This is a genomic window from Rhizobium sp. 768_B6_N1_8 (assembly GCF_051811225.1).
Classification (GTDB): domain Bacteria; phylum Pseudomonadota; class Alphaproteobacteria; order Rhizobiales; family Rhizobiaceae; genus Rhizobium.
In genome coordinates, this window is the sequence record NZ_JBPWPV010000001.1 from 3,021,386 (window position 1) to 3,036,343 (window position 14,958).

The window sequence follows — 14,958 nt, forward strand, 5'->3', positions numbered from 1 at the left end:
CGGCCGCCTGCCGTTCACACCTGCCTTTGCCACTTGACTTTGCCGCCATTTCGCGGTGGTGAACGCCAACAGCTCTTGCAAGGAAGACAGGCCATGCTGATCATTGCGGGTCTCGGCAATCCCGGCGCGAAATATGCCGGCAACCGGCACAATATCGGCTTCATGGCGGTGGATGCCATCTACCGCCGCCACAGCTTTTCGCCCTGGTCGAAGAAGTTCAAGGCAGAGATTTCCGAAGGCGAACTGGCGGGTGAGAAGGTGCTGCTGATCAAGCCGCAGACCTTCATGAATCTGTCGGGTGAAGCAGTCGGCGAAGCCATGCGCTTCTACAAGCTGCAGCCTTCCGATCTCGTGGCGATCTATGACGAGCTCGATCTGCCGGCCGGCAAGGCGCGGCTGAAGACCGGCGGCGGCCATGGCGGCCACAACGGCATCAAGTCGCTCGACGCCCATTGCGGTAAGGAATATCGCCGGCTGCGCCTTGGCATCGGCCATCCCGGCGTCAAGGAACTGGTGCATAACCATGTGCTCGGCGATTTCGCCAAAGTCGACAGCGACTGGCTGGAGCCACTGCTCGACACGCTTGCCGACAATGCCGAGATGCTGGTCCGCAAAGAGGATTCCCAGCTCATGAACAAGATCGCGCTGGCGCTGGGCGGTAAAGCGGAAGAGGAAAAGCCGAAACCGGAGAAGAAGCCGGCGGGAAAGTCCCATATCCATCAGGCCCGCAATCAGAGCCAGCAGAAGCTTCCTGCAACCGGTCCCATGGCCGAGATGCTGAAGAAGATGTTCGGCAACAAGGGCGACTGAACGCTATGGCTGGCGGGGATTTCATCATCCGACCTGCGGTCGTCGGCGATCTGCAGAACCTGATCACCCTTTACCAGCACCTCAGCCCGACCGATCCGGTCCTCGCGCCTGATGTGGCAATGGAACGTTTCTCCGCCATTCTCGCGCAGCCCGGCATGACGGTCCTCATTGGCGTTGCCGGCGAGATTGCTGCTGCGACCGTCACGCTGATCATCGTGCCCAACCTGACGCGCAATGGCGCCCCTTACGCACTGATCGAAAACGTCGTCACCCACGCCGATCACCGCAAGCAAGGTTATGCCGGCAGGGTCATCCGGCATGCGATTGCGCAAGCCTGGAATGCCGGCTGCTACAAGGTCATGCTGCTGACCGGATCGAAAAATCCGGCGACACTGCGTTTCTATGAAAATTGCGGTTTCATGCAGGACAAGACCGGCTACCATATCCGCCGGCCGTCTTGAGACGCCTGTCCTATTTCTCAGGCCCTTATTCCTCAGGCTCCGTGGTGAACATCAGCGGAAAGTCCATCTCCTTGGCAAGGTCGATGGCTTCTTTGGCCTTTGTTTCCGCTATGTCCTTAGTGCAGACAACCACTACGCACGAGCCGAGCTTGTGCGCCGTCATCATCACGCGGTAGCCGGTATCCTCGCTCATGCGGAAGACGATCTTCAGCACCATGATGACGAACTCGCGCGGCGTATAATCGTCATTGACGAGAATGACTTTGTAAAGCTTCGGCTTGTCCAGCTTGAGCTTCGTTCTGGTTTTGGGTTTCAAGGCAATATCGTTGTCAACCATCGGAAATCCGCCCTTGATGACATGGGAAGGGGGTTCGATCTAACTAAACTATTTCGATTGCAGAATTTCGACACTCGGTGTCGGCAAAAATCCCGCCGCAATAAGAATAAGGCCACTAGACCCTGTCGGCAAGGGAGCCGCGAGAAAAGCTCTCTAAGACTTGACCGCTCCCCTCCTTTATCCCATAGGCACGGCCAAGGAATTCTAGAGAACAGCAGGTTTCAGCCATGGGCTTCAAATGCGGTATCGTCGGCCTGCCGAATGTCGGCAAATCGACCCTCTTCAATGCGCTCACCAAGACGGCGGCAGCACAGGCGGCGAACTATCCTTTCTGCACGATCGAACCGAACACCGGCGAAGTGGCCGTTCCCGACGCGCGCATGCAGAAGCTTGCCAATATCGCCAAGTCGAAGGAACTCATTCCGACCCGGATCAACTTCGTCGATATTGCCGGCCTCGTGCGCGGCGCCTCGAAGGGTGAAGGTCTCGGCAACCAGTTCCTTGCCAATATCCGCGAAGTCGATGCCATTGTGCATGTGCTGCGCTGCTTCGAAGACGGCGACATCACCCACGTGGAAGGCCGCATCGACCCGGTTGCCGACGCCGATACGATCGAGACCGAACTGATGCTCGCCGACCTCGACAGCCTCGAGCGCCGTACCGAGCAGACGCGCAAGCGCGCCACTGGCAAGGACAAGGATTCCATGGCAATGCTGCCGATCATGGAAGCCTCGCTGGCGCTGCTGCAGGACGGCAAGCCAGTCCGCACGCTGCTTTCGAAGCTCGATGCCGAAGAGACCAACATACTGAAGGGCCTCAACCTTCTGACATCGCACCCGGTTCTCTACGTCTGCAACGTCGCCGAAGGCGATGCCTCGACCGGCAACAAATATACCGAGGCCGTCGCTGCGATGGCCAAGGCTCAGGGTGCCGAAACCGTCACCATCTCGGCGGCGATCGAATCCGAAGTCGCCCAGCTTCCGGACGAGGAGGCCAAGGAATTCCTCTCGGCCCTCGGTCTTGACGAAGCGGGCCTCGACCGCCTGATCCGCGCCGGTTACAAGCTGCTCCATCTCATCACCTATTTCACGGTCGGCCCGAAGGAAACGCGGGCCTGGACGATCGAGCGTGGCACCAAGGCGCCGCAGGCGGCCGGCGTCATCCACTCGGATTTCGAACGCGGCTTCATCCGCGCCAACACCATCGCCTATGACGACTACATCCAGTTCGGCGGCGAAGTCGGCGCCAAGGAAGCCGGCAAGGCGCGCGACGAAGGCAAGGAATATGTTGTCCAGGACGGCGACGTCATCCACTTCCGCTTCAACACCTGATTGACCAAAGCATGTCGCGCAAAAGTGTGCAGCGGTTTTGCGACAACGACATGTGCAGGACAAAGACTTAAAGCATGTGGTGATCTTTCAGGTCGCCATATGCTTTAAATGCTGCTCAGCCCGGCGGCAGCCTTTCCACGACGCCTGAGGGCAAAGCGCGCAGCACGATGCGCCGAAGCGGCATCCAGCCCGTACCGATGACGAGCACGATCACGCCGACGACAACAAGCGTTCCGAAGATGTAAGTATCGACGGTCGCACTCCCCTGCTGGAATATCCCATAGATCGCCAGTCCCAGTGTCAGCAGGCCGGACGTCACGAAAGCGCGCCGGTCGATGATCAGGCCAATCAGCATCAGCAGCGCGACGATCACGACGACAACAGGCGTCTTGAAGGAGCTGGCGTCCATGATATCCAGCCAGCCGCCGTCTAGTGAGAGCAATATCCGGATGCTGTAAAGCAGAGCCGGCGCGGCGACGAGATGAAGCCAGAAGGCGACATCCGATCGCGTCGTGCGGCGGAACCTGTCGCTGAGATCGAAGCCGAGTGCGGCGACGAACAGGCCAACGGCGCTGGCAAACAGGATGATCGACACGAGCGTCGGATGGTTGAGAATGAAGGCATCGTCGCCGCTCCCCCATTGCAGCAGGCGGAAGACAAGCGCGAGGACGAGGGCCAGCCCCGAGAAGATGCTAAGCGCAAGCGCAAGCGGCACACGGTAGCGCAGATAGAAAAGCCCCATGATGACAGGGAATGCGACGATGAACCTATCGATGCCATCACCGGTCAGCCACAGATCGGCATTGGAGGGATAGACCGACAGCATCATCCGGAAGGTCCAGGCAAAAACCGCCAGCGTCAGCACGACAGCCGGCAGCGCGAGGCGCTGGCGCTTCACGAGGATTTCCGCCAGCACCAGGATCGCAGGCAGCACCGCATAGAGCGAGACAAGCCCCCAGAGGCCCGCAAGTGCGATGAGAATGCCGATGGTGATCAGTACATCGTGGAAGCCGCGCACGAAGCGCGGTGTCTCGGTATCAGACCAGGCAGGCTCTTCAGGCCCGGCCGCCTGCGCCTCGACGGTCACGCCACGCGCCGCAAGGAACGGCGCCAGCCTCTCGCCGGCCTCGGCGGTAATCAGCCCCTCCCGCGCCGCCTCATCGAGTATCGACCTTAGTTCTGCCATTCTGGTTCGCCCCCAGGGAATCATTGAGCCCGCGCGGATGCTATTGTAAGCAATGAGGCCTGCCTATGATGAGAGACCCTGATGCCTGCAGAAAAGCTCGCCTATGAGGATTTCCAGCCCGGCCGGCGCTTCCCGCTCGGCCCGAAGCCGGTAACGGCACCCGAAATCATCGAATTCGCCGCGGAGTTCGACCCGCAGCCGATGCATCTGGACGAAGCGGCAGGCCGCGCCAGCATCCTCGGCGGCCTTGCCGCCTCCGGCTGGCACACTTCGGCGATGTTCATGCGCATGATGGCCGACAGTTTCGTGCTGAACTCGCTTTGCGAAGGTGCACCAGGCGTCGATTTCATGGAATGGCGCAAACCGGTGCTGGCAGGCGACACTCTCTCCGGCCATTCGACGGTGCTGGAGGCGCGTCCGATGCGCTCGCGTCCAGGCCTCGGCATCGTCAAATTCCGCCACGAGGTGGAAAACCAGCGCGGCGAACTGGTCTGTCTGTCGGAAAATTCCGTCATCTTCGGCATGCGTGGTAGCCCGGAGGCTGGCTTATGAGAATGACCGAACTTTACGCTGCCCGCGACAAGGTTGAGATCGGCACCTACGTCTTTACAGAGGAAAATATCCTCCGCTTCGCACGTAAATACGATCCGCAGCGTTTCCATACCGATAGCCAGGCCGCGAAAGACACCATGTTCGGCGCGCTCTGCGCCTCTGGCTGGCACACGACGGCCGCCTGGATGCAATGCTTCCTCAGATACTGGATGGCGGAGATTGACCGCCTGAAGAAGGAGGGCCTGGAACCGCCGAACCTTGGCCCCTCACCCGGCTTCCAGAAGCTGCAATGGCTGAAGCCGGTTTTTGTCGATGAGACGGTCAGCTACTCCGTGACCTTTCTCTCGGGCCGGCCGCTTGCGTCGCGGCCGGGCTGGCATCTCAACACCATTCTTTGTGAAGGCGTCAATCAGGACGGTATTCCCGTCATCCGTTTCGAAAGCAGCGTGCTGGAATTCGAATGATCCGGCTGGAGCAATTTCAGCAGAGCTTGCAACGGCTCTACTGAAATTGAGATGCTCAGTGGCCGGCGAATTCTACGAGCGTGTGCACGTCGACACCGAGATCTTCGAGCTTCTTGCGGCCGCCGAGATCCGGCAAGTCGATGACGAAGCAGGCACCGACCACTTCCGCGCCGATCTGGCGAAGAAGCTGTGTTGCGCCCACAGCAGTGCCGCCCGTGGCGATCAGATCGTCAACGAGGATTACCTTCTCGCCCGGCTGGACGGCATCGCGGTGCATCTCCATCTCGTCCACGCCATATTCCAGGCTATAGGCGATGCGCACCGTGTCATGCGGCAGCTTGCCCTTCTTGCGGATCGGCACGAAGCCCGAGGAAAGCTGATGCGCAACCGCGCCGCCGAGGATGAAGCCCCGCGCTTCCATGCCGGCGATCTTGTCGATCTTCAGACCGGCATAGGGCTGCACGAGCTCATCGACCGCCCGGCGAAAGGCACGCGGATTGCCGAGCAGCGTGGTGATGTCGCGAAAGATGATGCCGGGCTTGGGGTAATCCGGAATGGAGCGGATGCTGGCCGCAAGCTCCGAAAGCGTATTGTTCATCGATAATCCGTATCTGCGAGGGGCACAAAGCGCCCGCACACTATCAACTGCGTCGGATCAAACCAAATAAAAAAGGCGGCTAAAAAGCCGCCTTTTCCTCGGGACTAAGGGGCCGCTTAGTGATCGGTCCGGGAATAGATCGACCGCTTGGTCAGGTAGATCAGCACGGTGAAGATCAGCAGGAAGATCATGACCATGAAGCCGGTGCGCTTGCGTTCTTCGAGGTGCGGCTCGGACGCCCACATCAGGAACGACGAGACATCCTTGGAATACTGATCGACCGTCTGCGGCGAACCATCGTCATAGGTGACCTGGTCGTCGGAGAGCGGCTTCGGCATGGCGAGCACGTCAGCGGCATGGAAATACGGATTGTAATGCGAGCCCTGCGCCACCTTGACGCCCGCCGGCGGCTCTTCGTAGCCGGTCAGCAGCGCGTGAATGTAGTCGGGGCCGCTTTCCTGATACTGCGTGAAGATGTCGAAGACGAACTGCGGGAAGCCGCGCTCGACTTCGCGCGCCTTGGCGAGCAGCGACATGTCAGGCGGAGCCGCACCGTTGTTAGCGGCAGCAGCCGCTTCCACATTCGGATAGGGCGACGGGAAGTGGTCAGACGGAACCGCCTTGCGGGTGAACATTTCACCGCTGGCATCCGGGCCGTCCTGGACTTCGTAATTGGCCGCGAAGGTCTTCACCTGCGCATCCGAATAGCCGAGCTCGCTCAGCATGCGGAAGGGTACGAGGTTCATCGAGTGGCAGGCGGAACAGACTTCCGTGTAGACCTTCAAGCCACGCTGGAGCTGGCCCTTGTCGTAGTGACCGAACGGACCCGCGAAGGTCCAGTCGATTTCCTTGGGCTCCTTCAGCGGATAATGCGGCGTAGCGCTTTCCTCGTGATGAGCGGCCGGAGCCGCTGCTTCCTGAGCAAAAGCCACACCGGCAACACCGGCTGTGACCGCGAGCGACAGAATGCTTGCAACAAGCTTTTTCATGTTTCTATTCCTTCCCGTCGCTCGCTCAGGCCTTGGCCGCAGCAATCTTGTTGCGCTTTTCGAGCACCGCTTCAGTGATCGAGTTCGGAATACGGCGCGGTGTTTCCACCAGACCGAGAACCGGCATCGCGACCAGGAAGAAGGCGAAGTAGAGGAGTGTGCAGACCTGCGAGATCGTCGTGTACAGGCCTTCTGCAGGCTGTGAGCCAAGCCAGCCGAGGATGATCGCGTTGATCACGAACAGCCAGTAGAACAGCTTGAACCACGGACGATAAACCGCCGAGCGCACCTTCGAAGTGTCGAGCCAGGGCAGGAAGAACAGCACGAGGATCGCGCCGAACATGACGAGGACGCCGCCGAGCTTGGAGTCGATCGGACCGACGTTGAAGGTGATCGAACGCAGCATGGCGTAGAACGGCAGGAAGTACCATTCCGGAACGATGTGGGCCGGGGTCTTCAGCGGGTCGGCCGGAATGTAGTTGTCGGCATGGCCGAGATAGTTCGGCAGGTAGAAGACGAAGTAGGCATAGACGATCAGGAAGACCGAGACGCCGAGCGCATCCTTGAGCGTTGCGTAAGGCGTGAAACGAACCGTGTCCGTCTTGGTCTTGACCTCAACGCCCGTCGGGTTCGTCTGGCCGACCACATGCAGAGCCCAGATGTGCAGGACAACGACGCCGGCGATCATGAAGGGCAGCAGGTAGTGCAGCGAGAAGAAACGGTTCAGCGTCGGCTGGTCGACGGCGAAGCCGCCGAGAAGGAACTGCTGAACCCATTCGCCGACCAGCGGAAAGGCCGAGAAGAAGCCGGTGATAACAGTCGCGCCCCAGAAGGACATCTGGCCCCAGGGTAGAACGTAGCCCATGAAGCCGGTTGCCATCATCAGCAGGTAGATGACGACGCCGAGGATCCAGAGGATTTCGCGCGGCGCCTTATAGGAGCCGTAGTAGAGGCCGCGGGCGATGTGCAGGTAGACGGCGACGAAGAAGAACGAAGCGCCGTTGGCATGCATGTAGCGCAGCAGCCAGCCGTGGTTGACGTCACGCATGATCTTTTCAACGGAGTTGAAGGCGATCGTCGTGTCGGCGGCATAGTGCATGGCGAGCGTGACGCCCGTCAGGATCTGTACGATCAGCATGACGGCGAGCATGGCGCCGAAAGTGTAAGCGTAGTTCAGGTTCCGCGGAACCGGATAGGCAATGAAGCTGTCATAGACCATGCGCGGCAGCGGAAGGCGCGCATCGACCCACTTTTCCAGGCCGGTTGATGGTTCGTAGCTGGAATGGCCACTCATTAATCAGTCTCCCCTCAACCGATCTTGATCTTCGTGTCGGACAAAAACGAAAAGGTCGGAATCGCCAGGTTCTGCGGCGCCGGACCTTTGCGGATGCGGCCGGCCGTGTCGTAGACCGAGCCATGGCAGGGACAGAACCAACCATTGTATTCACCGGCCTGACCGAGCGGAACGCAGCCGAGATGGGTGCAGGTGCCGATCATGACGATCCAGTTTTCCTTATCCTTGCCGCCCGAGCGGTCGGCGCCCGTTGCCGGAGCGTCGGGAGGAAGGTTTGCGTTGCGAGCGATCGGGTCCTTGAGATCCGACAGCTGGACGTCAGCGGCGGCCTTGACTTCTTCCGGCGTGCGGTTGCGGATGAAGATCGGCTTGCCGCGCCACTTGACCGTCAGCGACATGCCGGGCGTAAGGCTTGCGACATCGACTTCGATGGAAGCCAATGCCAGCGTCGACGCATCCGGGCGCATCTGGTCGATGAACGGCCATGCAACCGCAACGGCACCGACCGCACCAGCCATGCCAGTGGTGAGATAAAGGAAATCACGGCGAGTGGGCTCTGAAGCCTCGCTTGTCGTTACGTGTTCGCTCACGGCTTAACCATCCTCTGCGCAATTGTCGCGGAATTCCGCCCTGCCCCTCCAGAGGCGGCGAATCTATCAGAACAAATTTCGGCCATAGATTCCCCACCAATCCGGCGCGTTCTATGCTTGATCGCAAATTATGTCCAGCCTTGGCAAGGGGATGGGGGCACAATGTCGCGGGAAATTTCAGTGAATTTTTTAAGGCAATCACTGGCTTGCAACTTTGCTGCGTTGCAACAAACGAGGGGGCGTGTTAGGCGCTGGTGAGTTTGCCATATGAATTTGGATTTGCGCCGATGAGGCATACTGTTTTCTGCGTATTGAGCGTCCTCATCACCATTGTCCTGGCCCTCGTTTCGCTCCGCTATTTTACCGATTTCTGGCTGCTTTCGCTCGTTTACAGCTTCCAGATTCATCTCAGCATCGTTTGCGCCGTCGGCGCGGTCATTGCCCTCTTTTTCAAGCGGCACTGGTATGGCTTTCTGATGCTGGCGGTGGCAACCTTCCTGAATATCCACGGTGTCATCATGCTGCGCGAATTCGCCGGCAGGACGCCTCCGGAGAATGCCCCTCGCCTTTTCCGGCTAATGTCCTTCAACATCGAGAATGACAATTTTGAAAACGGTGAGCGGATTGCCGACGCCATACTGGCTTCAGGCGCCGATGTGGTCGACATCATGGAGGCCGAGCCGGTCTTTGCGCAGTTGCCACGGCTGCTGCAACTCTATCCCTACCGCATCGGCTGCGATGCGAGCGAGACATGCGATACGCTTGTGCTGTCGAAGCGTCCCTTTGTCCAGCAGGAGATCCATGACATCGGCGAGCTTTGGAAAAAGCGGCTCGTGTCGGTTTCGATCGACTTCGATGGAACGCCTGTCGATTTCCTGTTCCCTCACCTGTCCAAGCCATATTTTGATGATTTCCAGTCTGACGAACTCCAGGATCTCCCGACTTTCATGCAATCTCACACGGGGGCTCTGGTGGTCGCCGGAGACTTCAATTCCTCGATCCTCGCGCCGACGATTCAGCACTTTCTGCGCGGAACCGGCCTGACCACAGATTTCCCGGAACCAACCACCTGGCCGGTCAGCGCCGGCTCGTTCGGCATCAGCATCGACCATATCTTCGCAAGACCGCCGCTGCTCATCCGCTCGACGAGCCGGCTGGAGGACAGCTTCGGCTCGAACCATTACGGCCTAGTCAGCGATTTCGTTCGCGAATACTGAGCGCGTATCGTCATCGGAAGCGAGGAAGCCGCCGGACTGACGTGCCCAGAGTTCAGCGTAGAGCCCACCCTGCTTGAGGAGCGCATCATGCGTTCCTTCCTCGATGATCTTGCCGCGGTCGATCACGACGAGCCTGTCGAGTGCGGCGATGGTCGAAAGCCGGTGGGCGATCGCAAGCACCGTCTTGCCTTCCATCACACGGTTGAGGTTCGATTGTATCGCCTCTTCCACTTCCGAATCGAGCGCTGACGTCGCCTCGTCGAGAACAAGGATCGGCGCATCCTTGAGCATCACACGCGCAATGGCGATACGCTGGCGCTGGCCGCCCGAGAGCTTGACCCCGCGCTCGCCGACATGCGCGTCAAAACCCTTGCGGCCCTGCTGGTCCCGCAGCCGCTCGATGAAATCGAGCGCTTCGGCGCGTCCGGCAGCCTCGACAAGGCGTTCCTCTCCGGCATCGGGCCGGCCGAAGAGGATATTGTCACGCACGGAGCGATGCAGCAGCGACGTATCCTGGCTGACCATGCCGATCTGCATACGCAATGATTCCTGGGTGACGGCGGCGATATCCTGCCCATCGATCAGAATGCGTCCACCTTCGAGATCGTAAAGACGCAGGAGAATATTCACCAGCGTCGACTTGCCCGCACCGGAGCGGCCGATGATGCCGACCTTTTCGCCAGGACGGATCGTCAGCGAAAAATTGTCGATGACCGCATTCTCCTTGCCGTAGTGGAAGGAAACATTTTCGAAACGGATACCGGGCTGCTTGATGACGAGTTCTTTCGCATCGGGGCGGTTGACGAGATGCAGCGGTTGGGAAATCAGCTCGGCCGCATTCTGAATGGTGCCGAGATTGCGCATGATGCCGTTAAACTGGGTCATCAATCGGCCGAGAAGGAAGTTCAACCGCAGAACCAGCGTCAGCGAAAAGGCGACCCCACCCGAGCTGATCAGCCCGCGCAGCCACAGATCGATGCTGAGGCCGGCCATGGTGACGATCATCAGGCCCGAGAGCAGCGCCATAGACGCACGAACCCCGGTGATGAAACGCGTGAACTTCAGCACCGTTTCCTGATAGGCGTTGAAGCCGTCAAGCATGTAGCGGTCGCTCTCCTCGTCGCGTGCGAAGAGCTTCAGCGTCTGGATATTGCTGTAGGCATCGACGATGCGGCCATTGAGCAGCGAGGCTGCCTCTGCGGTTTCACGCGAGTGATAGCGGATGCGCGGCACGAAATAGCGGGCAAGCACGCTGAAAGCCGCCAGCCAGAAGAGAACCACCGCCGCCAGCGAGAAATCGAGCTGCCCGACCAGAACCAGCGTGGTGACGGCATAGATGCCGACGAACCAGACGCTTTCCATCAGCGATGTCACGAGATCGCCCGTCGCCTGCCCCGCCGACCAGACCTTGGTAACGATGCGGCCGGAAAAATCGCTCTGGAAGAAAGCAAGCGACTGGCGCGACACATGCAGATAGGACTGCCAGCGCGCCAGATTATAGAAACCCGGCGTGATCACCTGCTGGTCGATCAGCGCGATCAGGAAGGCAACGACGAAACGGACAATGCCGATCAGCGCCAGCATGCCGAAAATCTCGCCGCCATGGGCGGCCAGAAGCGTGCCCCAGCCGGCTCCGGGCTTGATCGTGCTGAGGATGTCGACGAGGCGCCCGACGAACCAGAAGAGGGCTGCTTCGATTGCCGCCGACATGCCGCCGAGCACCAGCATGGCGATAAAAGGCCACCTGGCCTGACCGATGTAGAACCAGATGAATCCGAAAGTATTGCGCGGCGGCTGAAGATTGTCGCTGGCGCGGAAAGGATCTATCCAAGTTTCGAACAGGCGAAGGATCGGAGTGAGCAGCATCACCGCGATATAGGCCCGTTCAGAATTGCGGCAAAGAGAATATAAGGCGGACGCAACCTTATATTTTCGTAATGATCGGTAATATCGGCGTCATCTCCCTTGATACGGGTGGAAGCAGCCACGATCTCGTGCCATGATCGCGCCTTACCGGAGACCGCAGATATGGAAACGAAAACGCTCAATGCGCATCTTCCGCTTTCCCTTGCGGAAAAGCTCGACGCCCTGGCGGACGCGCTGGATGTGCCGCGCGACAGCATCGTGACGGAAGCCATCGCAAGCTGGATCGAACGGGAGGAACGGCTGCGGATTTTCACGCTTCAGTCGCTTGCTTCGAACTCGATCATCGTCGTGGAGCATCATCGCGTCATCGACTGGGCCGACAGCCTCTGCGCCGACCGAGTCCGCACGCTCTAAGCGGAAAATTGATTTCTTCGGCAGGACAAAAGAAAAGCCCTCCCCGCAGAAACGGGAAGGGCTTATTTTATTGGGCTGCGACTTCGGCCTCTTCCTCGTGATCGGCGAGGAAGCCGCCGGACTGGCGATTCCATAGATCGGCATAGATACCGCCATGGCTGACCAGTTCGCCATGCGTGCCGCTTTCGATAATGCGGCCCTTGTCCAGCACGATCAGCCGGTCCATCTCGGTTAGCGTCGACAGGCGGTGAGCGATCGCGATGACAGTCTTGCCTTCCATCAGCGCGAAGAGGTTTTCCTGGATCGCCGCTTCCACTTCGGAATCGAGCGCCGAGGTCGCCTCGTCGAGCACCAGGATCGGCGCATCCTTCAGGAAGACGCGGGCGATCGCGATACGCTGGCGCTGGCCGCCGGAAAGTTTCACACCGCGCTCGCCGACCTGCGCATCAAGCGCCTTGCGGCTGTGCATGTCGACAAGCCCTTCGATGAACTCCCAGGCATTCGCCCGTCTTGCCGCCTCGATGACGTCCTCATCGGTTGCGTCAGGACGCCCATAGGCAATGTTGTCGCGGATCGAGCGATGCAGCAATGACGTATCCTGCGTCACAACACCAATCAACGAGCGCAGGCTATCCTGCGACACATCTGAGATATCCTGGCCGTCGATGGTGATGCGCCCGGCTTCCAGATCGTAGAAACGCAGGAGCAGGTTCATCAGCGTCGTCTTGCCTGCGCCGGAGCGACCGACCAGACCGACCTTCTCGCCGGCCTTGATATCGAGCGACAGGTTGTCGATGATGCCCTTGCCCTTGCCATAGTGGAAGCCGATGCGTTCGTAATGGATCGCACCCTTCTTCGCCGTCAGCGCAGGCGCACCCGGCTTGTCGACGATATCGTGCTGCTTCGACATCATCTCCATGCCGTCATAGACGGTGCCGATGTTTTCGAAGAGCGCCGAGACTTCCCACATGATCCACTGCGACATGCCGTTGACGCGCATCGCAAGGCCGATGGCGATGGAAATCGCGCCGACCGAGATCGTGCCGTTCAGCCACAGCCAGATGGACAGGCTGGAAATGACAAACAGCGAAATGCAGTTGTTCATGTAGACGCTCATATGGAAGAGCGTCACCTTGCGCATTTGCCTGTGCACCGTGTCAAGAAAGCCGTCCATGCTCTCCTTGGCATAGACCTCTTCACGGCCTGCATGGGAGAACAGCTTCACGGTGGCAATGTTCGTATAGCTGTCCACTACGCGGCCAGTCATCAGCGAGCGAGCATCCGCCTGCTGCGCCGCAATCTTGCGAAGCCGCGGCACGAAATAGGCGACGATGCCGACATAGATGCCGAGCCAGGCGAGGATCGGCAGCATCAGCCGCCAGTCGGCAGCCGCGATGATGACGATCATCGACAGAAAGTAGGTCACGACATAGACGAAGACGTCGAGGATCTTCATGACCGTTTCGCGCACGGCAAGCGACGTCTGCATGACCTTTGTGGCAACGCGTCCGGCGAACTCGTTGGCAAAGAAGGTCATGCTATGGCGCAGCAGGAAGCGGTGCATCTGCCAGCGCGCGATCATCGGATAATTGCCGAGCATCATCTGGTGCATGATCAGCGAATCGAGACCGGCAATGAGCGGCAGTCCGATCAGCACCAGCGCGCCCATCCAGATCAGCTTGTGACCCTCATTCTGCAGGAAGGTCGCCTTATCGGCATTCGTCAACCAGTCGACGATATCGCCAAGGAACTGGAAGAGCGCCACTTCACCGACTGCGATCAGCGCCGTCAAGAAGGCCATAAGCGCAAGCCATCCCGCCGCCGGCTTGCTGTAGTGCCAGCAGAAGGCAAAAAGACCCTTCGGGGGAGCGACCGGCTCCTCGCTCGGATAGGGATTAAGTCGCCGTTCGAACCAGTCAAACATGAAATCGCTCCAGAACTTCCGCGTTCCGGCCCCGGCTTTGCGCTCTTAGGGCGCACGAAAGCACATATGGGAACCGGAGGCTCAAGGGGCGAGGCCGTGATGGCCGCGCAATTATTCAAAATGGGCAATTGGGGAAAGAAAAGCGCCTTATATGCGCCAGATCGCCAAGCGTGGCATCACGGGCGGGAGACGCATCAGCACAAATATATCCATGTCGGCGCTCCCTGTTGGCGATTGAAGATATGCACCGATAACGCGAAAATGCCTAAATTTCCAGCCCCGACCGCTCGGAAAGTGGCCATCGACAGGTCAAAAAGCGTTCTGTTGCCTCAAAATCACAGTTCGGATAGGCAAGTTGCTTATCATCTCAACGGACAATTTCCCATGGCAGACCTCAGACTGGCGCTCTATCAACCCGATATCCCAGGCAATACCGGAACGATCCTGCGCCTTGCCGCCTGCCTGGGTTTTGCGGTCGACATCATCGAGCCCGCCGGTTTCGACATTTCCGATCGAAATCTGAAGCGCGCGGGCATGGACTATCTGGCCGCCGCCGCCCTCACCCGCCATGTCAATTGGGAACGCTTCGAGGAATGGCGCGCAGCCACCGGCCGCCGCCTGATCCTCGCCACCACGAAGGCATCGCAGCGCTACACGGATTTCGTCTTCCGTCCCGACGATATCTTGCTCTTCGGCCGTGAAAGCGCCGGCGTGCCCGATCATGTGCATGAACGCGCCGATGGGCGCATTCTGATTCCGATGGTGGAAGGCCAGCGTTCGATCAACCTTGCCGTCTCCGCCGCGATGATAACAGGCGAGGCAATGCGGCAGACCGTCTGGTCGTGAACCGGCCCATGCCGATCCTTGGCGGCCTTGATGTCGCAAACAACGCTTTGAATCGACGCAAAAGCGCCTATATTAATTA

The 14,958-nt window shown here is 59.3% G+C and carries 16 protein-coding genes; 8 read left to right on the top strand and 8 right to left on the bottom strand.

Annotation, left to right across the window (positions count from 1 at the left end; genetic code table 11):
• Positions 1-93 precede the first annotated feature (93 nt).
• The gene (gene pth, locus AB8B33_RS15560; protein WP_037100023.1) at positions 94-810 is read left to right on the top strand and encodes an aminoacyl-tRNA hydrolase; all 717 of its coding nucleotides are present in this window, start codon (positions 94-96) and stop codon (positions 808-810) included.
• A gap of 5 nt (positions 811-815) precedes the next feature.
• Positions 816-1,271 (top strand): GNAT family N-acetyltransferase, encoded by a 456-nt coding sequence (locus AB8B33_RS15565; RefSeq protein ID WP_310386962.1) that lies wholly within the window; start codon positions 816-818, stop codon positions 1,269-1,271.
• A 25-nt stretch (positions 1,272-1,296) separates the two neighbouring features.
• On the opposite strand, the gene clpS is transcribed toward AB8B33_RS15565, so the two are convergent.
• Positions 1,297-1,608: an ATP-dependent Clp protease adapter ClpS gene (clpS, locus tag AB8B33_RS15570; protein WP_037100028.1), complete on the bottom strand. Its 312-nt coding sequence runs from the start codon at positions 1,606-1,608 to the stop codon at positions 1,297-1,299.
• A 227-nt stretch (positions 1,609-1,835) separates the two neighbouring features.
• Here clpS and ychF point away from each other — a divergent pair, with 227 nt between their 5' ends.
• Positions 1,836-2,939 (top strand): redox-regulated ATPase YchF, encoded by a 1,104-nt coding sequence (gene ychF, locus AB8B33_RS15575; RefSeq protein ID WP_439016055.1) that lies wholly within the window; start codon positions 1,836-1,838, stop codon positions 2,937-2,939.
• Between the two features lie 115 nt (positions 2,940-3,054).
• Here the strand turns inward: ychF and AB8B33_RS15580 are convergent, their stop codons facing one another.
• Positions 3,055-4,125 carry a hypothetical protein gene (locus AB8B33_RS15580; RefSeq protein WP_439016056.1) on the bottom strand — a complete coding sequence of 357 codons (1,071 nt, stop codon included), beginning with the start codon at positions 4,123-4,125 and terminating at the stop codon, positions 3,055-3,057.
• 81 nt (positions 4,126-4,206) lie between these two features.
• Here AB8B33_RS15580 and AB8B33_RS15585 point away from each other — a divergent pair, with 81 nt between their 5' ends.
• Together AB8B33_RS15585 and AB8B33_RS15590 are read left to right on the top strand one after the other, a co-directional pair.
• Entirely contained in the window at positions 4,207-4,677 is a 471-nt protein-coding gene (locus tag AB8B33_RS15585) for a MaoC family dehydratase (RefSeq protein WP_439016057.1), read from the top strand.
• A complete protein-coding gene (locus AB8B33_RS15590) occupies positions 4,674-5,141 on the top strand; it encodes a MaoC/PaaZ C-terminal domain-containing protein (protein WP_310386953.1) in 468 nt (155 codons plus the stop codon). Before AB8B33_RS15585 ends, AB8B33_RS15590 begins: the two co-directional genes overlap by 4 nt.
• 55 nt (positions 5,142-5,196) lie before the next feature.
• Here the strand turns inward: AB8B33_RS15590 and AB8B33_RS15595 are convergent, their stop codons facing one another.
• From AB8B33_RS15595 to petA, 4 genes are all read right to left on the bottom strand, one after another.
• Positions 5,197-5,739 (bottom strand): adenine phosphoribosyltransferase, encoded by a 543-nt coding sequence (locus AB8B33_RS15595; protein WP_310386951.1) that lies wholly within the window; start codon positions 5,737-5,739, stop codon positions 5,197-5,199.
• A gap of 116 nt (positions 5,740-5,855) precedes the next feature.
• Positions 5,856-6,728, bottom strand: a complete 873-nt coding sequence (locus tag AB8B33_RS15600; protein WP_113322015.1) for a cytochrome c1 — start codon at positions 6,726-6,728, stop codon at positions 5,856-5,858.
• A 25-nt stretch (positions 6,729-6,753) separates the two neighbouring features.
• Positions 6,754-8,022, bottom strand: coding sequence for a cytochrome b (locus AB8B33_RS15605; protein ID WP_310386948.1), 1,269 nt, complete (start codon positions 8,020-8,022; stop codon positions 6,754-6,756).
• 14 nt (positions 8,023-8,036) lie between these two features.
• Positions 8,037-8,612, bottom strand: a complete 576-nt coding sequence (gene petA / locus AB8B33_RS15610) for a ubiquinol-cytochrome c reductase iron-sulfur subunit (protein ID WP_310386946.1) — start codon at positions 8,610-8,612, stop codon at positions 8,037-8,039.
• 287 nt (positions 8,613-8,899) lie between these two features.
• Between petA and AB8B33_RS15615 the strand changes: the two genes are divergently transcribed.
• Entirely contained in the window at positions 8,900-9,829 is a 930-nt protein-coding gene (locus AB8B33_RS15615; protein WP_439016058.1) for an endonuclease/exonuclease/phosphatase family protein, read from the top strand.
• Here AB8B33_RS15615 and AB8B33_RS15620 read toward each other — a convergent pair.
• Positions 9,800-11,695, bottom strand: a complete 1,896-nt coding sequence (locus AB8B33_RS15620; RefSeq protein ID WP_439017260.1) for an ABC transporter ATP-binding protein — start codon at positions 11,693-11,695, stop codon at positions 9,800-9,802. The genes AB8B33_RS15615 and AB8B33_RS15620 overlap by 30 nt on opposite strands.
• A gap of 162 nt (positions 11,696-11,857) precedes the next feature.
• Here AB8B33_RS15620 and AB8B33_RS15625 point away from each other — a divergent pair, with 162 nt between their 5' ends.
• On the top strand, positions 11,858-12,109 hold the full coding sequence (locus tag AB8B33_RS15625; protein WP_007824443.1) for a CopG family ribbon-helix-helix protein: 252 nt from the start codon (positions 11,858-11,860) through the stop codon (positions 12,107-12,109).
• 67 nt (positions 12,110-12,176) lie between these two features.
• Here AB8B33_RS15625 and AB8B33_RS15630 read toward each other — a convergent pair whose 3' ends face one another.
• A complete protein-coding gene (locus AB8B33_RS15630) occupies positions 12,177-14,033 on the bottom strand; it encodes an ABC transporter ATP-binding protein (RefSeq protein WP_439016059.1) in 1,857 nt (618 codons plus the stop codon).
• 384 nt (positions 14,034-14,417) lie between these two features.
• On the opposite strand from AB8B33_RS15630, the gene AB8B33_RS15635 reads away from it, so the two are divergent.
• A complete protein-coding gene (locus tag AB8B33_RS15635; protein WP_029868585.1) occupies positions 14,418-14,879 on the top strand; it encodes a TrmH family RNA methyltransferase in 462 nt (153 codons plus the stop codon).
• Positions 14,880-14,958: the final 79 nt, after the last annotated feature.